Origin of the sequence: Microbacterium sp. (genome assembly GCF_017305435.1) — a bacterium.
GTDB lineage: Bacteria > Actinomycetota > Actinomycetes > Actinomycetales > Microbacteriaceae > Microbacterium.
The window spans coordinates 376282-397867 of sequence record NZ_JAFKIP010000003.1 but is presented as its reverse complement, the minus strand read 5'-3'; the positions used below and the strand labels follow the sequence as shown (position 1 = coordinate 397867).

Below are 21586 nucleotides of genomic sequence, written 5' to 3'. Positions count from 1 at the left end.
TATCGACGCACTGGAGGATCCCTCGTGGAACAGAACAGGAGGCCGTCGCTGAGACGCGCCTTGGCCACACTGCTGACCGGCGCCCTCGTCGGCGCTCTCGCGATCGTGGGCGTCGCGGCGCCCGCGCAGGCGGCGGGACCGGGAGTCACCGTCCCGGTCGTTCCTCGTACGGGAGCCACGGTCGCCGTGTCGGGCACCGGATTCGACTCGTCGTCGTTCGGCATCTATCTCGGCGTCCGCGCCGCCGGCAGCGCGACCGACACCTACACGGTGTGGATCGATGACACCAACACGGTGGGAACGCTGCCGGGGCTGGGCGCGACGGCGCCGATGACGGTGGACGGGTCGTTCACCGTCGAGGTGCCGATCCCGGCCGCAGACGGGACCGCCTACTCCATCGTCACGCGCGGTGCCCACGGGCAGCCGATGCCGCAGAACGAGACGACCACACCTGTCGTCTACGAAGCGGAGGCCGTCGCCACCTCGACGACCCTCACGGCGTCCCCGGACGGCGGCGCCGTCGCCGGATCGACGGTGACCCTCCGCGCCACCGTGTCGCCGACCGCGTCCGGCACCGTCACCTTCTCGGACGGGGCGACCGTCCTCGGCACCGGCGCCGTGAACGGCTCGGGCATCGCCGAGCTGTCCACGACGACGCTCGCGGTGGGTGGACACACCCTCACCGCCGTGTTCGCGCCGACGGACCCCGTCGCCTTCACGGCGTCGAGCTCGTCGGGTCTCGCCTACGCCGTGACAGCGCGTCCCGCCATCGCGACGACGACGACGCTCGCCGCCCCGACCCCGGCGACGCGCGCACTCCTGGGTGCGGACGTCACCCTGACCGCGACGGTCGCCGCGGCATCCGGTGCGGACGCGCCGACCGGCACCGTCGAGTTCTTCCAGACGCCGGCCGGCTCCACGACGCCGGCATCCGTCGGCACGGCCTCCGTCACGGCGGGCAGCGCCACGCTCGTCACCGCGGCGCTCACTGCCGGCGGCCACGCCTTCACGGCGGTCTACTCGCCGGCCGACGGCACGTTCTCGGGCTCGTCGAGCGCTGCGAGTGTCAACTACGGCATCGTGGACACGCGTACTCCCGCGGCGTACGTGCCCGCGGCCGATGCGCTGGAAACCGTCGGCGCGAGCGCATCCTGGGCCTTCTCGGCGTACAGCAACGCCACGAGCGGCGCGGGCGCGTGGGCCAAGGCGGCCGACGGCGAGAACGTCACGGCGACCACCGGCGGGACGTTCGAGTTCTCCAACGGCGTCGTCACGGCGGATGCCGGTGGGGCGCGCATCTCGTTCGACGGCTGGTTCCGGATCACGCCGAACGCGGGGTACGGCGCCACGTTCACCGATCCCGTCCTCTCGCTCCGCGCCGACGGCTCGGGCGTCTGGACGGCGGATGTCACGACCTTCGGCGACGCCGGCTCGGTCACCCACGACGACATGGTCTTCGCCGTGTTCTCCGGCGCCACGGTCGGCGGTCCGGGCTCGGCGGTCGACACGACGATCGCACTGCAGTACGCGAACGCCGTCGCGCAGGGTTCGTTCAACGTCGCCTACGCCAACTCGTGGCCCGCGGGCTTCGTGCTGGCTCTCGACCCGCGCATCCAGAGCTACTTCTACCAGACGAGCACGAGCGCGGCGAACCTCACCAAGCCCGCCTCCGCGGTGAAGCTGACGTTCGACTGGCCCGAGGTCGAGGCCACCGCGACGTCGCTCACGGTCGCCCCCGCGACCCGCGCCCTGGTCGGAGAGGACGTGACCCTCACCGCGACCGTCACGAACACGGATGACGCGGACGACACCCCCTCGGGAGCGGTCGACTTCTTCAGCGTGGCGGCGGGGACCGCGACCCGCGTGTCGCTCGGCTCGTCGGACCTCGAGGGTGGCGTCGCCACGCTCACGACCGACGCACTCACGGCCGGTGGACACACGTTCGTGGCCGTGTACACGCCCGACTCGGCCGCCTTCGCCGGCTCCGAGAAGGCGACGACGGCCAACGTCGGCATCGTGGATGCCGCGCAGCCGGTCGCCTACGTCCCCGGTGCCGATGCCGTCGTCTCCGAGACGGCCGCCACGGCGAGCTGGGCCTGGTCGGCTTACGCCGCCGGGTGGACCAAGGTCGCGACGGGCGACATCACGGTCGCGGATGGTGTGTTCCAGTTCGCGAACGGCGTCGTCACGGGCGATGCGGGCGGCGCGGTCGTGCAGTTCGACGGCACCGTGCGCGTCGAGGCGTACGCGGGCTTCTTCCCGCCGAACGGACAGTGGGTCGAGCTCGTCGACCCCGCTCTGCACCTGAAGGCGGACGGCTCGGGCGTCTGGGTCGCCGATGTGCGCTCGGGGGCCGGTGCGTACAGCGCGAGCGCCACGACGCGACTGGTCGTCGGGACGTTCTCCGGTGTCCAGAACGTGGGCATGGCGACCGACGGGGCACGGACGGTCGCGTTCGACTACTCCGGCGCCACCGCTCGCGGCACCTGGCACGCGGACTACGCCAACTCCTGGCCGAACGCGTTCGTGCTCGCGGTTCCCAGTGCCATCCAGTCGTTCTACTACCAGAGCGGCACGTCGGCGGCCCAGGCCACCAAGCCGGCGGCGCCGCTGACGGTCGATTTCGACTGGCCCGTCGTCGCTGAAGACACGACGACGACGCTCGCGGTCGCCCCGGCGACGCGCGCCGTGCGCGGGTCGGACGTCACCCTGACATCGACGGTATCGCCGTCGACGGCGACGGGAACGGTCGAGTTCTTCGACGCGGGCATCGGCGGCGCACCGGTCTCGCTCGGCACCGGAGTGGTCACGGCGGGCGTGGCGACGCTTACGACGGGCGCCCTCGCCGCCGGCGGTCACGCCTTCTCAGCGGTGTACACCCCTGACTCGGTGTTCTTCACCGGCTCTTCGTCGAGCACGACCGCGAACTACGGCATCGTCGACACGGCGATCGACGTCCCGGTGGCGCCGACGTCGGGCACCGCCGTCAGCGGAGTCACGGCGCGCTGGAACTGGTCCGCGTACGCGTCGGGCTGGACCAAGGTCGCGTCGGGCGACGTCAGCGTCGCGGACGGCACGTTCGTCCTCTCGGGCGGTACGGGCATCGTCGGCGACGACGGCAGCATTTCGCTGGCGTTCACCGGCACGCTGCGCGTCGAGGCGTACGGAGGCTTCTTCCCGCCGAACGGTCAGTGGGTGGAGCTCGTCGATCCGACTCTCGTGATCGATGCGCGCGGGGCCGGCACCTGGTCGGCGGGCGTGCGCAGCGGATCCGGAGCCTACGCGGCGTCCGCGACGCAGCGCCTCGTCGTGGCGACCCTGACGGATGCCCCGCTCCCCGACTTCTCGAAGGCGAGCGTCGACACGTCGTTCGCGTTCGACTACGCCGGGACGGTCGCCGCAGGCACCTGGTCGGTCAAGAACGGCACGGCGTTCACGGATGCCTGGACGAACGAGTTCATCCTCGCCGTGCCCTCCGCGATCCAGGCGTTCTACTACGCCTCGGGCGCGCAGGCCGATGCGACGAAGGCGCCCGCTTCGCTCTCGCTGGCATGGAGCACCACGCCGGTGATCACCGTCGAGGGGACGCCGCGCGCCGGCGGACAGCTCACGGTGACGGGTACGGGCTTCACCTCGGGACAGAACGTGCTCGTCGAGGTCCACTCGACGCCGTACGCACTCGGTTCGGCGACGGTCGGTGCGGGGCGCGGGTTCTCGGTGACCGGCACGCTCCCGGCGGACTTCCCGACCGGCGCGCACACGGTCGTCGCGATCGTGGACGGCACGGAGCTCGCGAGCGCCCCGGTGACGGTCGCCGCGGCGGTCCCGGCGCCGGCCGTCGAGACGGCTCCCGTGGCGACGTGCACGGCGCAGGCCGTGTCTGGCGCGTCGTTCAGCTGGGGTGTCAAGGAGAGCTTCGTCTCCTACGTGAACGGTCCGATCGCGAAGGGCTCGGCGAGCATCTCCTGGGGCTCCGGCTCGGGGGCCTACAACACCTCCGAGAACCTCGGTCGCGTGAACTACGGCGGCTCGGCGGTGTTCACCGGTCACGGCGGCATCCTCGACCTCACGCTGTCGAACCCGACGGTCCAGGTGAACGGCACCGGCTCGGCGACCCTCTCGGTCGTCGCGAACGGGTCGCGCGTCACGATCGCGACGCTGTCGCTGCCTGCGGCATCCGTCTCCGGCAGCGCGATCTCGTGGCGGAACGCCTCGGCGACCCTCACGAGTGCCGGCGCCGCGCTGTTCAGCTACAACGGCAACGCGTTCTACCCTGCAGGCACGGCGCTCGACCCGGTGTCGTTCACGTTCCCGCTGGGTGCGGACGTGCCGTGCGACACGTCGACGTCGGGTGAGCTCGCCGCGACCGGCGGGCAGCCGCAGGACGGCACCGTGTGGTTCGGTCTGGGCCTGCTCGTCCTGGGCGCCGCGCTCGTGGTGGCGCGCCGCCGCCGCACGCTGATCGGCTGACCGCCGCTCGGCACGCGCACCGCACGGATCCCCGCTCTCGTCACGAGGGCGGGGATCCGGCGTGCCCGGGCGCGTGCGAGCGGTGGGACAATGGAGGCATGAGCGAACCTGCCGAGCACGCGGTGCACCGCATCGAGACGGCGCGCGTTCGACGCAGCCCGCGCTACGCGATCTTCTGCGTGCTGGGCGCCGCCCTCGGCATCCTCGTCGCCCTCATCCTGACCTTCACCTTCGACGGGACCGCTGAGCAGAGCCCGTCGACGCAGGTGCTCTACTCCGCATCGCAGGTGTTCGGCTTCCTCTGCCTCGTCTGCATCCCGGTCGGTGTCGCGGTGGGCTTGGTCGTCGCCCTGATCCTCGACCGCAGCCTGTCACGCCGCACCCGCGAGGTGCGCATCGACCACGAGCGCGTCGAGCTGACCGACTGACCCTTCCGGGTGCGAACCCGCGCCCGCCGTGATCACGCCGCCCGGGTGCGGCGGGTCAGGCGATGTCCGCGATGATCGGCGCGATCGCGGTGTCGAACGCGGCGACGTCGTGCCGCAGGCCGTCGGTCACCGCGACCGTGAGCGCGCCGATCCACCAGACGCCCCGCTGCGTCAGCGGCAGCACCTGCACGTTCAGCTCGAACGAGTGCGCGCGACGCCCGGAGGAGCGCTCGTGCTGCGCGATCGCGCTCGCGTACGCGCGGTACGAGGCGCCCGTCCCGACCGACTGGCGGTAGCGCTCATTGGCGTCACGGGCGTACGCGACGGCATCCGCCCCCAGCGGCAGGATCGCAGCGTGCAGCTGCGCGAACCCCTCCGTCGGCAGGGCGACCAGCATCTCGAACCCGTCGACGAGCTCGAGCGGCACGGGCGACGGGTGCGCCTGCGGCTCGACCGTCATCTCCCACAGCGCCCGCCACTGCCGTTCGAGCGCGCTCAGATCGACGTACCCGTCGGATGCCGCGGCGAAGACGCCACGCAGGTGCGGCAGCTCCTCGGGGTGGCGGATGCCGAGGGCCTGGCGCAGGTACAGAGCGACGAGCACGGGAAGCCCCGCGTCCTCGCGCACGACCCACGACGGTGCCTCCGCTGCCATGCCGCCATCCTAGGGATGCCGCGTCTCCCCGCGCGCGGGACGGTCGCGACGGGTCGTCGACGCAGGACGTCGGCGCACATCGTCGCTTCCCGCCCGCGAAGCGACGATTCGCGCCGACGATCTCCCGCCGCAGGGGGCGATCTGCGCCGACATCTCCACCCGGTAGGCTGTTCGCGTGGCCCATGCCCCACAGAACCCCTATTCCGAAGCCGGCGTCGACACCGCGGCGGGAGACCTCGCCGTCGAACTGATGAAGTCGGCCGTTCGGCGTACCCACGGCCCCGAAGTCCTCGGCGGCGTCGGCGGTTTCGCGGGACTCTTCGACGCGAGCGCGCTGCTCGGCTACACGAAGCCCCTGCTCGCCACGAGCACCGACGGCGTCGGCACGAAGGTCGCGATCGCACAGGCCATCGACAAGCACGACACGATCGGTCAGGACCTCGTCGGCATGGTCGTCGACGACATCGTCGTGGTGGGGGCGAAGCCCCTCTTCATGACCGACTACATCGCGTGCGGCAAGGTGTTCCCCGAGCGCATCGCCGACATCGTGCGCGGCATCGCGACCGGCTGCGAGCTCACCGGCACCGCCCTCGTCGGCGGCGAGACCGCCGAGCACCCGGGCCTTCTCGGCATCCACGACTACGACGTCGCGGGCGCCGCGACCGGCATCGTCGAAGCCGGGGCCGTCCTCGGCGCCGAGCGCGTGCAGCAGGGCGATGTCGTCCTCGCCCTCGCATCCAGCGGTCCGCATTCGAACGGCTACTCGCTCATCCGCCACATCGTGAGCCGCGCGGGCATCACCTACGCGTCGGATGCCGCGGACTTCGGTCGCACCTGGGGTGAAGAGCTCCTCGAGCCCACGCGCCTGTACACGCGGCCGCTCCTGCGCCTGCTCGAGGCCGTTCCCGGCGGCATCCACTCGCTCAGCCACGTCACCGGCGGCGGCATCGCGGCGAACCTCGCCCGCGTGCTGCCGAAGGGCTCGTGGGTCGACGTCGACCGCGCGACCTGGTCGCCGGCACCCGTCTTCCGTGTGCTCGCCGACCTGGGCGGGCTGAGCCTGGAGAGCACCGAGGCGACGTGGAACCTCGGCATCGGGTTCTTCGCCGTCGTCGCCGCCGACCACGCGGATGCCGCGATCGCGGCGCTCCGCGCGGACGGCATCGCCACGTGGCAGGTCGGAGTCGTGCGCACCGGAGTGGTGCCCGAGGACGCCCACGGAGACTTCGAGCAGGGCGCGAAGGGCGTCGATGGCGGCGCCGTGCGCCTCGTCGGCTCCTATCCGGCGTCGAACTGAGCGTGGAAGAGGACTGAGCTACACCCATGTGCGGAATCGTCGGCGTCGTCTCGCAGGGGAACGTCAATCAGGAGATCTACGACGCTCTCCTCCTGTTGCAGCACCGCGGTCAGGATTCGACCGGCATCGCGACGGCCGAGCCGAACGGCGTCTTCCACCTGTTCAAGGCGAAGGGTCAGGTGCGCGAGGCGTTCCGCACGCGCGACATGCGCGCGCTTCTCGGCACGATCGGACTCGGCCACGTGCGCTACGCGACGAAGGGCACCGCGTCGAGCGAGGAAGAGGCGCAGCCGTTCTACGTCAATGCGCCGTACGGCATCGTGCTCGTCCACAACGGCAACCTCACCAACACCCGTGAGCTGACCGACGAGCTCTTCCGCAAGGACCGTCGTCACCTCAACACGAGCTCCGACACCGAGCTGCTCGTCAACGTGCTCGCGAATGAGCTGCAGGCATCCATCGGCGGACTCGAGCTCGACCCGGCACAGGTGTTCCAGGCGGTCTCGCGCGTGCACGAGCGCGTCGAGGGGTCGTACGCGTCGATCGCGCTGATCGCCGGCTACGGGCTGCTCGCCTTCCGCGACCCGTTCGGGATCCGCCCCCTCATCCTCGGCACCCGCCAGGACGAGAACGGGCGCTACGAGTGGGTCGTGGCATCCGAGTCCCTCGTGCTCGAGAACGGCGGGTTCGAGGTCGTCCGCGACGTCGAACCGGGGGAGGCCGTGTTCATCGACCTCGAGGGCCGCCTGCACACGCAGCAGTGCGCGGCGGACCCGAAGCTCGTGCCGTGCTCGTTCGAGTACGTGTACCTCGCGCGCCCCGACTCGATCATGAACGGCATCTCGGTGTACGAGGCGCGGCTGCGCATGGGCGACCGTCTCGCGGACACGATCGCGAAGTACACGCCGACGGGCACGATCGACGTCGTCATGCCGATCCCGGACTCGTCGCGACCGGCCGCGATGCAGGTCGCGCGCAAGCTCGGCATCGAGTACCGCGAGGGCTTCTACAAGAACCGCTACGTCGGCCGCACCTTCATCATGCCGGGGCAGGCGGTGCGCAAGAAGAGCGTGCGGCAGAAGCTCAACGCGATGTCGAGCGAGTTCAAGGGCAAGAACGTGCTGCTCATCGACGACTCGATCGTGCGCGGCACGACCTCCAAGGAGATCATCCAGATGGCGCGGGATGCCGGGGCGCTCTCCGTCACCTTCGCCTCGGCCGCGCCCCCCGTGCGCTTCCCGCACGTGTACGGCATCAACATGCCGTCGCGGCACGAGCTCGTCGCACACGGACGGACGATCCCCGAGATCGCCACGGAGCTCGGCGCGGACTACATGGTCTACCAGGAGATCGACGATCTCAAGGCGGCGATCCTCGAGGGCGCGCCGGACGTCGAGGACCTCGACATGAGCTGCTTCGACGGTCGCTACGTGACGGGCACGGTCTCCGAGGAGTACCTCGCCTGGGTCGAGGGCACACAGGAGTCCTGACCGCCCCGCTCGCTGCGCCCGCACCGGTTGGCCGGAGACCCTCGTCCCACTTGAGGTGCCGGTTGTCCCACTTGCGGTGACCCATGTCCCACTTGCGGTCGTTCTTGAGGCCGGATGCCAGCCACTTTTGGGACATGGATGCCGCGTGCGGGACATAGTCCCCCCTTTGTGGGACATGGGTGGCAGTTGTGGGACAGGGCGCCTCTCGTCCCACTTGAGGCGCCGGTTGTCCCACTTGCGGTGACCCTTGTCCCACTTCTGGTCGTTCTCGAGGCCGGATGCCAGCCACTTTTGGGACACGGTCGCCGCCGCGCACCGCCGCCGCCCGACCATGAGCGCGGGCATAGGCTTGGGGAGTGACGGAAGCCCCCACACGACCCCTCTGGCGGGGGCGCGCTCTCGCTTTCGCCGGCATCGTGCTCGTGGCCTTCTCGCTGCGGTCCGCGGTCGCCGCCCTCTCACCGATCCTCGCCGAGGTCAACGCCGACCTGCACGTGCCGACGTGGGTGATCGGCCTCATCGGGGCGGCTCCGCCCGTGTGCTTCGCCGTCTTCGGCATCGTGACGCCGATGCTCGAGCGCCGGTTCGGGCTGGAGCGGCTCGCCGCGGCATCCATGCTCATCGCGGCCACGGCGATGGTCGTGCGCGCGCTCGCGGGCGACGGCGCCGTCCTGCTCGTCGGCACGGTCGTGCTGTTCGCGGCGGTGGGCGTCGGCAACGTCGTCCTGCCGCCCCTCATCAAGGCGTACTTCCCCGACCGCACGGGCATGATGACGGCGCTGTACTCCTCGCTCCTCGCCGTCGCCGCCTTCGTGCCGCCGCTCGTGGCGGTTCCGGTGGCGGATGCCGCGGGCTGGCGGTTCTCCCTCGGGCTGTGGGCGGTGTTCGCGGTCGCGGCCATCGTGCCGTGGGTCGCGATGCTCGTGCGCGAGCGGCGCTCCACCGCGGCCTCCACCGCGGCATCCGCCGTGCTGCTGACGACGGGAGCGATCGACATCGTGGAGGAGCCCGCGCCCCGGGTGCTCGGCCGCCTCGTGCGGGTGCCGCTCGCGTGGGCGCTCGCGCTCACGTTCGGCGTCTCGGCGGCGAGCGTCTACGCCTGCTTCGCGTGGCTGCCCGTCGTCCTCGTCGACCTGACCGGAGTGGACCACGCCTCGGCGGGCGCGCTGCTGTCGCTGTTCGGAGCGATGGGGCTGCCCTGGTCGATTCTCGTGCCGATGGCCGTCACGCGGTGGAACCGGGTCGGCGTCGTGTACGGCGTGGCGCTCGTCGCCGGCGTCGCGGGCGTTCTGGGAATGGTGCTCGCGCCGACCGCGGCGACGGTGCTGTGGGTCGTCCTGCTCGGCACGCCGCAGGGGCTCTTCCCCGCCGTCCTCGTGATGATCCAGCGCCGCTCACGCACGCACGAGGGCGCCGTCGCCCTCTCGAGCTTCAGCCAGAGCATCGGCTACGCCGTCGCGGCACTGTTCCCGCTCGGGTTCGCGGTGCTGCACGAAGCGACAGGGGACTGGCGCGGGGCTCTCGTGAGCCTCGGCATCCTGTTCCTGTTCACCATCCCGGCGGGGATCATCGTCACGCGCACGCGCACGATCGAAGACGAGTGGGAGCGTCGCTACGGCGCGTGGTGACGGTCAGACGCGCGCGGCGTCCTCGTCCTCGTCTTCGTCCTCGTACTGGTCGGCCCACTTGTCGACGTACGGGTCGTCTTCGTGGTGACCGAGCTCCTTCTCGAGCGCGGAGTAGTTCACGTTGTACGTGTCGTACTTGAGTTCGCGAGCGATCTTGGTGTGCTTCGCCTTCTGACGGCCACGCCCCATGCGAGACCCCCTCATTTCTGAAGTCACGGGTGATGCGGCTACGGTTCGCATCTACCCGGTGCATCCGATGCATCCGCGATGCATTCCGATTCGGCCAGGGGCCGGGAAGAGTAGCATTCAGGATAACACGGGGCCCTGCGACCCTCGCGGTTCTGCGGTCCCGACGGCGCGATTCGAGCGGAGAGTGCGACATGGCTGAGGCAGGCGCGGGGGAGGTTCCGCTGCACGCGGTGATCGTCGGCGTGATCCCCGACCAGTCGGCGCGGGTTCTGAAGGAGGCTGCGCGCTACGCGAAGCTCTTCGGTGCGCCCCTCATCGTGGCCCACGTCGACATCACACGCTTCGTGACCTATGAGGACCCCGACGGCTACGTGCACTCCGCGCCGATCGACCTCGACGCCGCGACGGGGCAGGCGCAGCTGGCCGCCGTGACGGATGCCGCGACGGCGATCCTCGGCGGCCCGGGCGCGCCGGACTGGTCGGTGCGGCAGCTCGTCGGCGACCCCGCACTGGCCCTCAAACACCTCGCCGAGCAGGCGCAGGCGAGGCTCATCGTCGTGGGCACCCGGCGCCGCGGATTCGGGGAGTCCGTGCGCGAGTTCTTCACCGGCTCGGTCGCCGCACGCCTCGCGCACCGCCAGTCGCGCCCGATCCTCGTCGTGCCGCTGGAGGATCCCGCGGGCGACGACGAGGAGCTCTGGCCGGACCTCCACGAGGGCTGAGGCCCGAAACCGATCACGAGAACAGAGCGGAGCGGGCTGACCCGCTCCGTCTCGCGCGTGACGGGGGCACGTTCTCCGGAGCGGCGATCGCGGCGGCGATCGGGGGCGCGACTCAGGCGTGCGGGCGCCGCCGCGCGACGGCCGCTGCGACCAGGACGACGCCGACGAGGAGGGCGACCACGCCGCCGCCGATCGGCAGCCAGGGCACCGCCCCGCCCGATCGGGGGAGCGCACCGGTGCCGGCACCCTCGTCACCGTCCGTCTCACCCGGTGAACCCGCACCCGGTGAACCCACACCTGGGGAACCCGCACCCGGTGAACCCGTCGGGGGCGTGTCCGTCGATCCTCCGGGGGGCGTCGTCTCGCCGCCTGCCGTCTGCCGCACCCCGACGGCGACGCTCGGCGGCGCCGAGACGGTGCGCGCGGTCGCCGCTGCGGTGACGTCGACCATGAGGTACCGCACGACGTCGCCGGGCTCCGACACGGTCACGGCTCTCGTGGCGACCGTGGCCACGCCGGAGGCGGACGCACCTGCGACGAGGCGCAGGACGATCGGGTCGGCTCCGTGCAGGGTGACGACACCGCCTGCGGTGTCGTAGTCGACCCCCGCGAGCGCGGTGCCGTCTCGCGTCTGCCATGCGATGTCGATGCTCTCGCCGACGGGCAGCGTCGGCGCCCGGAAGGTCACCGACGCCGGAGAGCCTCCGACGGCGGGCGTCGCCGTCGCGAGGACCGCCAGCGGGTCGTCGTCGGCGATGCGGAGGTCGCCCGACACGCTGGCAAGGCGGGTATCGGTGCTGTCGGCGGTCAGGCGGATGGTGCGGTCGCGCTCTGCGACCGTGTTGCCGCGGACCGTGAGCGGCACGGTGGCGGTCGTCTGCCCTCGGGTGATCACGACCGTGGTGTCGAGCGGCGCGATGTCGACGCCGACCGTTCCGGTGCCGTCTCCGGCCCGGACCCGCACCGGAACGTCGATCGCGGCGGCGCCCGACAGCGTCACGGTGATCTCGCGGGCGGTCGGCGTCGCGTCCCCCTCGGCGACCGACGACGGGCCGAGGGCGATGACCGGCGTCGGGTCGACATCCGTGACGACGACCTCGCCGATCTCCGAGCCCAGGGCCGCGTTCGCCGAGACGCCCGTGATCACGAAGGACAGCGTGCGGTCCGCGCCCCAGATGCCGTCGGGGGCGGGGAGGCTCAGTGGCACGTCGACGTGGATCGCCCCCGCGGGCACGGTGACGGTGCCGGTCTGATCGCCGAGGCTCCAGGCGACCTGGAGGTCGGCCGTGGCGGCGCGGTCGAGCTCGATGCCCGTCGTCGCCGTCCCGCCCTCGGGCCCCGATGCGCCCGTCGCCGACACCGTCACGCGCGGCTGCGGCGGGGTCCAGCCTGTCTCGGTGATCGTGTCGGTCGGCAGCACCAGGGCGTAGCCGTTCCATGTCGAGGGCTCGGAGTGCACGACGTAGCCGTCGATGTTCAGCGCCGTGGGAGTCTCCTGCGGAGCGGGGTTGTCGGGCACCGGATGGCCGAGCGATCCGAACGTGTTCTCGCCCGACCAGGTGATGAGCCGCCCGTCGGCGAGCACGAGGTGGTGGTCGGCACCGGCCTCGACGTCGACCACGAACCAGTCGTCGGGCAGAGGCACGCGGTGCAGGATGCCGGGCGGGCACAGCTCGGGCGTGCACCCCGGCATCCCGTTGACGGCGCCGTCCCACGTCTTCACCCACGCCGACCCGTCGGCGGTGACGACCCACCACTCGTTGCCGTTGGTGTCGACGTCGACAGCGGGGTCGTCCGGGCCGAACGACCCGAACGGCCGCAGGACGTTGTCGGTGTACTCCGACCAGCTGGTCCGCTCGGCACCGCACGCGACGACCGAGCCGTCGGCGAGGCGGAAGATCGCCGAGCCAGGGTTGTTGCCCGATCCGTCGGCCTGCACCATCGTCGCGAGAGCCGAGGTCAGCGCGGGCTCGGCGACGGCGACGAACGACGACGGTCGATAGCCCCATCCGGTGGCCGCACACTGACGCGCTCCCCACTGGTAGAGCGTTCCGTCGTCCGTGCGCGCCAGGCCCGCCCCGCCCAGCTGCCAGACGTCGGTGACCCCGGTCAGCGGGTCGAGGCTTCCGTCGTCGTCGGCATCCGGCCCGAGCACGTAGTCCGGGTAGTTGCGGCCCCACAGCGCGGTGCCGGCGCCGAGCGATCCCCCGTTGATCTCATCGCCCCACGACACGACTCGGCCGTCCGCCATGCGTGCGTACGTCGCGCCCTCGCCCCGGGTCAGCTGCGCGACGCCCTGGAGGTGACCCGAGGCGCTGCCGATGCCGTAGACGTACCGGCGGGGATCGTTGTTGTCGACGGCGACCATGTTGTTGCCGCCGTATCCGTAGCCGTACAGGTCGCCCTGCCGGGACAGCCACCACACAGCGCGGAAGTACCCGCCGATCTGCGCGACGTCGCCGGCCTGGTTGTCGTAGCGGCGCGGCGTGGCGTCGTCGCCCCGAGGGTTGCCTGGCCACGCGCCCCACGTCCAGAGCTCGCCGCCGACGCCGAGGTCGGTGCCGAGATCGGGCGTGGCGCTGTTGCAGTCGTCGTCCTTGCCGTTGAGGAGCACCTCGAGGCGACCGGGGTGCACATCGCCGTCGGCGTCGTCGCAGTCGGCGGCGGCGTTGTCGGCCCAGCCGTCCCCGTCGCGGTCGGGGTCGGTCACGCGCACGCGCCACGCGTGCTGCCCGAGGTTCCCCGGGTGCGGGTCCGACGCGGTGGCGACGATCGTGTGCGCTCCCCGGTCGGAGCTCGCCGCGACGTAGTCGAAGGTGTTGCCCGTGGCGCCGTCCACGGGCACGCCGTCGACGAGCCAGGTATAGGTGAGCGCGTCGTCCTCGGGGTCGTGCGCGCTGATCGAGAACGTCGTGGGTGCGCCGACGACAGCGGATGCCGCGGGCTTGCCGTTCCCGTCGAGCGGCGTCGCGGCGTCGATGACGGGCGGGAGGTTGCCCTCGCGCACGTCGATGAGGGCGTGTGCCGTGACCGGTGCGGCCCCGGGGCGGGTCGCGAGAGCCGCGACGACGCGGAGGCCCGCCATCCGGTACGTGGGCGTCACCGTCGAACCGGTGCCGTCGTCGAAGGTGCCGTCGGCGTCGAGGTCCCACGAGACGGTCGCGCCGGCGGATGCCGTGGCCGAGAGCTCCAACGGAGACCCGACCGAGCCGACGCCGGGAATGGCGAGGGTGAGCGTGGGGACGGCGGCCGGCGACCCGGCATCCGTCGACTCGTCGTCGGCGATGATGTCATCGGCGAGCGCGGTGAGATCGGCGGCTGCTGTGCTGAGGTGAGCGGCGGCCGCCGTCTGAGCGGCGACGGTGTCGCCCACGACGCCGAGGTTCATGAGCGGCGCGGTGATCGTGCCGGCGATGCCTGCGCGCTGCTCGTCGAGGTAGGCACCGCGTGCGCCCACACCGATCCCCGCATTTCGCAGCGCGCGGTCTTCCGCGGCGCTGTAGCCCGACGTGGACTGGCGGCCGATCGCGTTCGCGCGGCTCTGCGTGTGCGCGTCGAGGTCCGGGATGACGGTGCGGACGGCGTCCCAGAAGTCCGACAGCAGGCCCGTTGTCGTCGCCGACGAGTCGGCCAGCGCCTCGGCGAGGGCCGCAGCCGAACGCAGCTGGGCGACGGCGGCCGCGGCATCCCCCGCCGCCTGCGCGCCCTGGTAGCGCTCGACGGCCCGCACGAACGCCTCGCGCAGGGCGACATCGCGTTGCAGGGCCTGGCCGAGGGAGGCGGCCCGGTCGAGGATCGCGCCGCCCCCCTGCACGGCGGGGACGGGCAGATCGACGGCGGCGCTCGTGGGTGTCGTGAAGTCGTCCCGCGCCGGATCGGCGTACAGACCGAAGTAGGACTTCGCCTGGTTCGCGATGAGGCTTTTCACTCCGCCGAAGAGCCGGTCGCGGATCGAATCGCCGCCGAAGCCCCAATAGTCGGCGAGCAGACCGAAGCACGCGCCGGTGTCGCCTCCGGCGCACTCCGCCTGATCGAGGATGTCTCCCGCGGTGGCCGCCCACTCCTGGATCTCCTCCGAGTCGGCCCAGATCTGCACGAGGTCGAGGCAGTCGCCGGCATCCAGCTCGGCGCAGCCGGCGATGGAATCGATGTTGATGAGACTGTCGAAGAGCTTGCCGATCTGCTGCCAGCGCCCCCACTCGGTCTCCGCATCCGTCTTGAGGGCACGGATCGCGTCGTCGATCGGCGGCAGCTCCGTCGAGAAGTCGACGTGCACGGCGTCGGCGTACAGAGCGTCCTCATCGGGGTCGAAGACGCCGTCCTGGCAGGTGTCGTAGACGATCGAGTAGGTGCCCTCACCGAGGCTGCCCGACGGCTGGGTGATCGCGAGGATCTGCTCGATGAACGCCGAACCCGGCTGCACGACGGTGGTCGGCGATCCGCTCGCGTCGACGAGAGGGCTGCCCGCGGCAGGCGCCGCGACGGTGAGATAGAGGTCGGATGCCGCATATCCCCAGTCGCGGATGCCGTCCTCGTGCGCGCAGCGCGTCCAGAACTGCAGGCGCCCGTCGATCCGCAGCACGGCGTTGGCTCCGAGGGTGACCTCGGCGCCGCCGCCGGGGAGCGTGAGCGCATCGTCGGACGCCGCCGCCGGGGCGGCCGTCACCACGCCGGCCGTCAACAGCACGGCGGCCGTTGCCGCCGTCGCGGCGAGTCGCATGGTGAATCGGCGCATCCTCGAGGCCCCTTCTCGCAAGGCATAGTCACAGCGACGATAGGGCTGGGCACGCCGCGGTGTCAGTGTCGCGGCGGTGCCAACTTCGTGCCGGCAGGCGCAGGCGCAGGCGCGGCCGCCGTGCGTGCGGCGACGCGCTCGCGGGCTTCGCGGAGGAGCCGGAACCACGTGAGCCGACTGACGTGCAGTTCGTCGAGCGCCTCCGCTTCGGTGACCGGCGAGGCCGCGTACGCGAGGTCGAGCACCGTCCGCAGCCGCCGATCACGGGGGTTGTCCCCGAAGACAGCGCTCAGCAGCGCCTCGCGCTCCGAAGCGAGATCGTGCCGTCCGAGGAGCTCCAGCGCGTCGGCAGCGGGGGCCGCCACGCCGAGTTCGCTCAACACCTGCGCTTCGACGAACCGCGCGACATCCCAGGGTCGGAAGTCCGTGAGGACCACGGGGCGGCCGCGCGCGCTGGCCATCATGCGGGTGATGGGCTCGACCGACGGCAACGGACGCCGGTCGGGAGCGGGGAAGTGCGCGACGACGGCGGTCATGTCGGGGCGGCCGTGGCGCGCCACGAGGGCGGCGGCGCCGAGGCGGGATGCCTCGAGAAGGTCGTCCTGCGGGGCATCCGCGAGCATGCCGATTCCGGCATACGAGGTCGCGAGGTCGATGCCCTCCCGGAGGGCGACGTCGAGGAGGCTCGCCGTCACCGGTCCCTCATCGCGCAGCTGCGTGGCGGGGACGAACGCGGCGAACAGCACCGGTTCGCCGTCCGAACGGCGGACGACGATCCACAGCCGACCCGGCTGTGCGGACCACCTCCGCACTTCGTGCACGTCGAGGTTCTCGTCGAACCCGTGCCGGGCGGTGAACCTGTCGAACTCGCCATCGGCCGGGAGGTCGACGTAGTGGTTCGGGCCGGGGCGGTTCGAGATCGCGTCGCGCAGGACGGGATGCTCGACGAACTGAGACAAGTCCATCAGCGCAGCCACCTCCCCCAGGCGTGCCCGAGTCCCGAGGTGGCGGACGATCCGTACGGTGAGCTCGCGGAGGCGATCGGGCTCACTGCGCCGCATGCGCTCGCGCACCGCCGCGGCGAGGACGTCGTGCAGCACCGCGCGCTGACCCATGCTCTCCACGACGGGGAGTGCGAGGAGCGCCGGCATCCCCTCGCGGGTGGCGCGCCCGGGGAGGGCGGCGGCCAGGAGGCGCGCATCGACCGAGGGTGCGATGGCGGCGACGTCGATCAGGTCGGCTGCGGCATCCAGCGTGGACCGACCGGTGAGCCATGCGACCAGACGCTGTTCGAGCTCACCCGCACTCGGGACCGACCCTGTGCCCCCGGTCGCGTCGGCCGCAGCGGGGTCGACGGAGGCGACGGTCAGGGCCAGCGGTGAGCCTTTCGCCCATCGGATGATGTCGGCGGAGTGCTCGTCGGCGACACCGCGCAGACCGAGGAGGCGCGCGCTCTCCGACGTCGACAGCGGCGGCAGGGCGAGATCGACGAAGATCGCGTCGAGGCCGTGCTCCCGCCAGGTCGGGTCCGGCCGGTGCCGTCCCGCGACCACGATGCGCCATCCGCCGCCGAGGCTGTCGAGCAGGCGGTCCCGTACGGCGGGGAGGGCCCCGCCGAGTGCGTCCGCCTCGTCGACGAAGGCCACCCCCGTCGCCTCGCGCCCGGATGCGGCGGCGACGGCCGCGAACGCCACATCGACGGGACGCCGTCCATCGATGTGGGCGGTCGCGAACCCGTGCACGCGGGCGCGCCGCGTCATCTCGCGGACGAGCGCGGACTTCCCCGAACCCCCGGGGCCGTGCACGAACAGGACGCGGCTCGTCGCTTCGGCATCCAGCAGCTGCCGGAAGACCCGCAGCTGCTCCTCGCGGCCCACGAAGCGCGCCGCGTCGGCCGCATCGGCGACACTGCGGAGCGTCGGTTCGCGCGTCATGCCTGGGATGCTATCGCCCGCCGCCGGACGGGCACACGGGCTGATGGCCGTGGCGTCCTGTATGCGGCATCGCGGGATGGTGTGCACTTTCTCAGGAGTCGCGCGCCCACCACCGTGGCTCAGCCCTCGGGAAGTCCCCGTCGTGGCGACGGACGGGGAAACCCGCTCCTGAGAAAGTGCGCGCCACTCGTGCCCGCGGCCCGCAGCCGGCCCGGCCCCCGATCTCAGCCGCGGAGGGCGCGGGTGAGGTCGTGCGCCGCCTCGTCGAGCGCGCGGGACAGGTCGTCGATGACGGATGCCGCGAGCGCGCCGCCGCGCGCGACGTGCGTGCGCAGGTCGGCGCGGACGTTCGCGCGGAACTCCGCGACGAGCGCGTCGGCGCGGCGCAGCTGCTCGCGGGAGTCGGTGCGTGCGGCATCCTCCGCGCTCGAGGATGCCGAGGCGCGGTGCTGCGCGGCATCCCCGTCGGCGCGTGCGGCGGCGGCGAGGTCGGCGCGCAGGCTCTTCATCGCCTCGCGCACGCTTCCGCGCACCTCGTCGGCGATCAGGCGCACGCTGTCGGCGAGACCCGCTTGGATGCCCTCGAGGTCTCCCGCGCGTGCGGCGAGCTCGGCCCGGCCGGCCTCCGTGATCGCGTACACGGTCTTGCGGCCGTCGACGGTCTTCGTGACGAGGCCCTCGTCCTCCAACTTCGCGAGGCGCGGGTAGATCGTGCCGGCACTGGGCGTGTAGGTGCCGCCGGTGCGGTCCGAGAGGGCCTGCATGAGGTCGTAGCCGTGCCGCGGCGACTCGTCGAGCAGGCTCAGGAGGTACAGGCGCAGGTCGCCGTGCGAGAAGACGGGCGCCACGTCAGTACTCCTCGCCGATCGGCGCCGGAACGTCGGCCGGGGCGAGCGCCGCGCGGCGCAGCACCGTGACCGCTCCCGACACGGAGTTCGCACGCACGTCGGCGAAGCTGCCGCTGAGCTCGCCGACCGAGTCGGTCCAGTTCGTGGGCCCCGACGCCGAGCGCTTGACGCCGTCGACGAGGACGCGGCCGCTCACGGACCGCAGCACGTAGTTGGCCGGAAGGCCCTCGTCGAGGCGGACGGTCGTCTCGCCCGAGACGGTGTTGACGTTCACGGCATCCACACGGCCCGACGAGTCGACCATGACGTCGCCCGAGACGGTGTCGGCGCCGGCCTTGCGGATCGTGCCGGTCGCCGCGACCTCGCCCGACACCGAGTTCGCGCTCAGTGTGCCGTCGAGGCCGCGGATCTGCACGTCGCCCGAGACGGCGTTGACGGTCAGGTCGCCGGTGAGGCCGTCGACGATGATGTCGCCGGAGACGGTGTTGAGGCGCGCACCCGACGCGAGGCCCGACACGAGCGCGCTCGCCGACACGACGCCGAGCGTCAGAGCGACGTCGCGGGGGACGGCGACGGAGATCTCGGCCTTCGGGCCGCCCGAGCCGAAGTTGCGGAACACCTCGAGGAAGTTGTCCCAGCGCAGCTGGGGGTGGTCGATCTCGACGACATCGCCGGACGTCTCGATACGCAGGTCCTTGATCGTGACGCTGTGCACCTCGATGCGCACGCCCGGCTCGTCATGGGCGACGACGTCGATCTGGCCGCCGACGAGGCCGACCTTGAGCTTGCGGATGCCTTCCAGGTCGATCACGCGGTTCTCGCCCGGCTTGATCAGCCACTTCTCGTCCGACATGTGTTCCTCCGTCTGGATGTGCGCGAGTCGAGATATATCGCGTTAAGGCGAGAATAACACGATATATCTCGACTTTCCATCATCTCTGAGAGAGTTCGGCTTGACATTGACGCAACGTCAACCTTTAGCGTGGCATCCATGAACGATTGGTCGATCCAGCAGATCGCGAAGCTCGCCGGGACGACGAGCCGGACCCTCCGGCACTACGACGACATCGGACTGCTGACGCCGACGGGGGTCGGGGCGAACGGCTATCGCCGCTACGACAGCGCCGCCCTCGTGCGCCTGCAGCGGATTCTGCTGCTGCGGGAGCTCGGGCTCTCGCTGCCGCAGATCGCCGAGATCCTCGCCCGGCCGGCGGCGGAGGAGGACGCGCTCGCGCACCACCTCGCCTGGCTGCGTGCCGAGCAGCACCGCCTCGGCCGGCAGATCGCCGCCGTGCAGTCGACCATCACCGCATTGGAGAAAGGGGAAGAGCCCATGGCGAAGGACATGTTCGACGGGTTCGATCACACGCAGTACCGCGACGAGGTCGCCGAGAGGTGGGGCGAGCAGGCCGCCGCCGACTCCGACCGCTGGTGGCGGGGCATGGATGCCGCGGCGCAGGGCGACTGGAAGGCGCAGACCGCGGCGTTGAACGCGGCCTGGCAGGAGGCCGCCGCGCGTGGAATCGACCCGGACGGGGTGGAGGCGCAGGCGCTCGCCGCACGGCACGTGGAGTGGCTCCGCGGCATCCCCGGCACCCCCGCATCCGATCCCTCCGGTGACGTCGCCGGATACGTGCGCGGTCTCGGCGAGATGTACGTCGCCGACGAGCGGTTCGCCGAGGGCTACGGGGGTGTCGAGGGCGCGGCATTCGTCCGCGCCGCGCTCGCCGCCCACGCCGCGCGCATCTGAAAGCCCGGGAGACGGGACGTGCGTCCGTGGCTCCCGCCGATCCGCGCTGACTACCATGATCCGCACGGCATCGACGAGTCGTCGTGTCGCGCGGAGGGGGGACCTGGATGCCGAAGTGGCTGGCGGGCGCGGACATCGTCGACGGACCGGTGCCGCTCGCGGTGTGGGGTCTGACGATCCTCGGCATCCTGATCCTGCTGGCCCGGCCGCCGCGTGCCGCGTGGATCGCCCGCTGTCTGTTCGGGCTGTTCGCCGGCGCGGCGGTCGGTGTCGGCGCCGTGCTGGTCGCGGACGCGGCCGGATCCTTCGGCGAGAGGCTCCCGCTCACCGTCACGGTGTGGGCGGGTGCGGGCCTCGGCGGGGCCGGTCTCGCGATCGCGAGCCTGTGGGGTGTCACGCCGTGGCGGAGGGTCGTCGCGGTCGTCGTCGCGATCCTGACGGTGCTGTCGACGGTGATCGGGATCAATGCCTCGTTCGGCATCAATCGGACGCTCGGGGCGCTCTTCGGGGTCTCGAGCCTCGATCAGGTCGACGGGCTGGACGGTCCGCATCCGAGTCCCCGCGTGTCGCCGAGCGGTCCGCTGTACGCGCGGTGGACGCCGCCGGCCGACATGCCCGCGCAGGGGAAGGTCGGACTTCTCAGCGGGGCGAGCGCCATCCCCTCGTCGGCCGGGTTCACTCCGCGCGACGCCTCCATCTATCTTCCGCCCGCGGCTCAGGTGCCGGACGCCCCGGCGCTGCCGCTCGTCGTCATGATGATGGGCCAGCCCGGCAACCCCGACCCCTCCTTCATCCAGACGGCACTGGACGCCCTCGCCGCTCAGAACAAGGGCCTCGCGCCGATCGTGATCGTCGCCGACCAGCTGGGCGATCCGAGCCAGGACCCGCTGTGCACGGACTCCTCGACCTACGGTGGGGTCGCGACGTACATCAACACGGACGTCGTCGCGTACGCGAAGAGCAGGTTGAACATCATCCAGGACCCGGCCTTCTGGACGATCGCGGGATACTCCAACGGGGGCGCGTGCGCGTTCATCTGGGGGACGCAGCATCCCGACATCTGGGGGAACATCATCTCGATCTCCGGCGAGCCGTACGCCGGATCCGAGGACCCGAACGCCGCGATCGCGGGCGTCTACGGCGGCGATCAGGCGGCGTTCGAGGCGAACAAGCCCGAGGCGTGGATCCAGAAGAACGCCGGAGCGTTCGCGGGGCACGTCGCCGTGTTCACCGCCGGAGAGAACGATCCCGTGTACGTCGCCGCCGCTCAGGCGAGCGCGCAGCTCGCGCAGAATGCCGGATTCACGGCCACCTCGTACATCGTCCCCGGCGCGGGGCACGTGCAGGACGCTCTGAACGGCGGACTGCCGAAGGCGTTTCAGACGCTGTACCCCCGGCTCGGACTGTCCGCCCCGTAGCGAAACGGCCCCGGGCGCGGCG

The 21586-nt window shown here is 71.7% G+C and carries 14 protein-coding genes; 8 read left to right on the top strand and 6 right to left on the bottom strand.

Going from position 1 to position 21586, the window contains the following annotated elements; all coding sequences use genetic code 11:
* Nucleotides 1–60 precede the first annotated feature (60 nt).
* Nucleotides 61–4470, top strand: coding sequence for an Ig-like domain repeat protein (locus J0I43_RS05175; protein WP_292860081.1), 4410 nt, complete (start codon nt 61–63; stop codon nt 4468–4470).
* A gap of 98 nt (nt 4471–4568) precedes the next feature.
* Complete coding sequence (locus J0I43_RS05170; RefSeq protein ID WP_292860078.1) at nt 4569–4898, top strand: potassium transporter Trk; 330 nt, start codon at nt 4569–4571, stop codon at nt 4896–4898.
* Nucleotides 4899–4953: 55 nt separating this feature from the next.
* Here J0I43_RS05170 and J0I43_RS05165 read toward each other — a convergent pair whose 3' ends face one another.
* A complete protein-coding gene (locus tag J0I43_RS05165; protein WP_292860075.1) occupies nt 4954–5553 on the bottom strand; it encodes a zinc-binding alcohol dehydrogenase in 600 nt (199 codons plus the stop codon).
* Nucleotides 5554–5728: 175 nt separating this feature from the next.
* Between J0I43_RS05165 and purM the strand changes: the two genes are divergently transcribed.
* The 3 genes from purM to J0I43_RS05150 all read left to right on the top strand — a co-directional run bounded on the left by purM (nt 5729) and on the right by J0I43_RS05150 (nt 9968).
* Nucleotides 5729–6850, top strand: coding sequence for a phosphoribosylformylglycinamidine cyclo-ligase (gene purM, locus J0I43_RS05160; RefSeq protein WP_292860072.1), 1122 nt, complete (start codon nt 5729–5731; stop codon nt 6848–6850).
* Between the two features lie 26 nt (nt 6851–6876).
* Entirely contained in the window at nt 6877–8340 is a 1464-nt protein-coding gene (gene purF, locus J0I43_RS05155; RefSeq protein WP_292860069.1) for an amidophosphoribosyltransferase, read from the top strand.
* A 356-nt stretch (nt 8341–8696) separates the two neighbouring features.
* Entirely contained in the window at nt 8697–9968 is a 1272-nt protein-coding gene (locus tag J0I43_RS05150; RefSeq protein WP_292860066.1) for an MFS transporter, read from the top strand.
* Between the two features lie 3 nt (nt 9969–9971).
* Here J0I43_RS05150 and J0I43_RS05145 read toward each other — a convergent pair whose 3' ends face one another.
* A complete protein-coding gene (locus J0I43_RS05145; protein ID WP_292860063.1) occupies nt 9972–10157 on the bottom strand; it encodes a DUF3073 domain-containing protein in 186 nt (61 codons plus the stop codon).
* Between the two features lie 191 nt (nt 10158–10348).
* On the opposite strand from J0I43_RS05145, the gene J0I43_RS05140 reads away from it, so the two are divergent.
* On the top strand, nt 10349–10879 hold the full coding sequence (locus J0I43_RS05140) for a universal stress protein (protein ID WP_292860060.1): 531 nt from the start codon (nt 10349–10351) through the stop codon (nt 10877–10879).
* A 112-nt stretch (nt 10880–10991) separates the two neighbouring features.
* Here the strand turns inward: J0I43_RS05140 and J0I43_RS05135 are convergent, their stop codons facing one another.
* From J0I43_RS05135 to J0I43_RS05120, 4 genes are all read right to left on the bottom strand, one after another.
* The gene (locus J0I43_RS05135) at nt 10992–15614 is read right to left on the bottom strand and encodes a Calx-beta domain-containing protein (RefSeq protein WP_292860057.1); all 4623 of its coding nucleotides are present in this window, start codon (nt 15612–15614) and stop codon (nt 10992–10994) included.
* Nucleotides 15615–15676: 62 nt separating this feature from the next.
* Nucleotides 15677–17548, bottom strand: a complete 1872-nt coding sequence (locus J0I43_RS05130; RefSeq protein ID WP_292860054.1) for an ATP-binding protein — start codon at nt 17546–17548, stop codon at nt 15677–15679.
* Nucleotides 17549–17772: 224 nt separating this feature from the next.
* Nucleotides 17773–18396 (bottom strand): PadR family transcriptional regulator, encoded by a 624-nt coding sequence (locus J0I43_RS05125; RefSeq protein WP_292860051.1) that lies wholly within the window; start codon nt 18394–18396, stop codon nt 17773–17775.
* A 1-nt stretch (nt 18397) separates the two neighbouring features.
* Nucleotides 18398–19249: a DUF4097 family beta strand repeat-containing protein gene (locus J0I43_RS05120; RefSeq protein WP_292860048.1), complete on the bottom strand. Its 852-nt coding sequence runs from the start codon at nt 19247–19249 to the stop codon at nt 18398–18400.
* A 138-nt stretch (nt 19250–19387) separates the two neighbouring features.
* Between J0I43_RS05120 and J0I43_RS05115 the strand changes: the two genes are divergently transcribed.
* The gene (locus J0I43_RS05115; protein WP_292860045.1) at nt 19388–20146 is read left to right on the top strand and encodes a MerR family transcriptional regulator; all 759 of its coding nucleotides are present in this window, start codon (nt 19388–19390) and stop codon (nt 20144–20146) included.
* A gap of 107 nt (nt 20147–20253) precedes the next feature.
* Nucleotides 20254–21564: an esterase family protein gene (locus J0I43_RS05110; RefSeq protein ID WP_292860042.1), complete on the top strand. Its 1311-nt coding sequence runs from the start codon at nt 20254–20256 to the stop codon at nt 21562–21564.
* The last annotated feature ends 22 nt before the right edge of the window (nt 21565–21586 follow it).

What these genes read in the sequence shown, in the direction of transcription:
- J0I43_RS05165 (WP_292860075.1), bottom strand. Translation starts at nt 5,553, where the DNA reads ATGGCAGCGGAGGCACCGTCGTGGGTCGTGCGCGAGGACGCGGGGCTT.
- J0I43_RS05170 (WP_292860078.1), top strand. Translation starts at nt 4,569, where the DNA reads ATGAGCGAACCTGCCGAGCACGCGGTGCACCGCATCGAGACGGCGCGC.
- J0I43_RS05135 (WP_292860057.1), bottom strand. Translation starts at nt 15,614, where the DNA reads ATGCGCCGATTCACCATGCGACTCGCCGCGACGGCGGCAACGGCCGCC.
- purF (WP_292860069.1), top strand. Translation starts at nt 6,877, where the DNA reads ATGTGCGGAATCGTCGGCGTCGTCTCGCAGGGGAACGTCAATCAGGAG.
- J0I43_RS05130 (WP_292860054.1), bottom strand. Translation starts at nt 17,548, where the DNA reads ATGACGCGCGAACCGACGCTCCGCAGTGTCGCCGATGCGGCCGACGCG.
- J0I43_RS05140 (WP_292860060.1), top strand. Translation starts at nt 10,349, where the DNA reads ATGGCTGAGGCAGGCGCGGGGGAGGTTCCGCTGCACGCGGTGATCGTC.
- J0I43_RS05115 (WP_292860045.1), top strand. Translation starts at nt 19,388, where the DNA reads ATGAACGATTGGTCGATCCAGCAGATCGCGAAGCTCGCCGGGACGACG.
- J0I43_RS05110 (WP_292860042.1), top strand. Translation starts at nt 20,254, where the DNA reads ATGCCGAAGTGGCTGGCGGGCGCGGACATCGTCGACGGACCGGTGCCG.
- J0I43_RS05145 (WP_292860063.1), bottom strand. Translation starts at nt 10,157, where the DNA reads ATGGGGCGTGGCCGTCAGAAGGCGAAGCACACCAAGATCGCTCGCGAA.
- J0I43_RS05120 (WP_292860048.1), bottom strand. Translation starts at nt 19,249, where the DNA reads ATGTCGGACGAGAAGTGGCTGATCAAGCCGGGCGAGAACCGCGTGATC.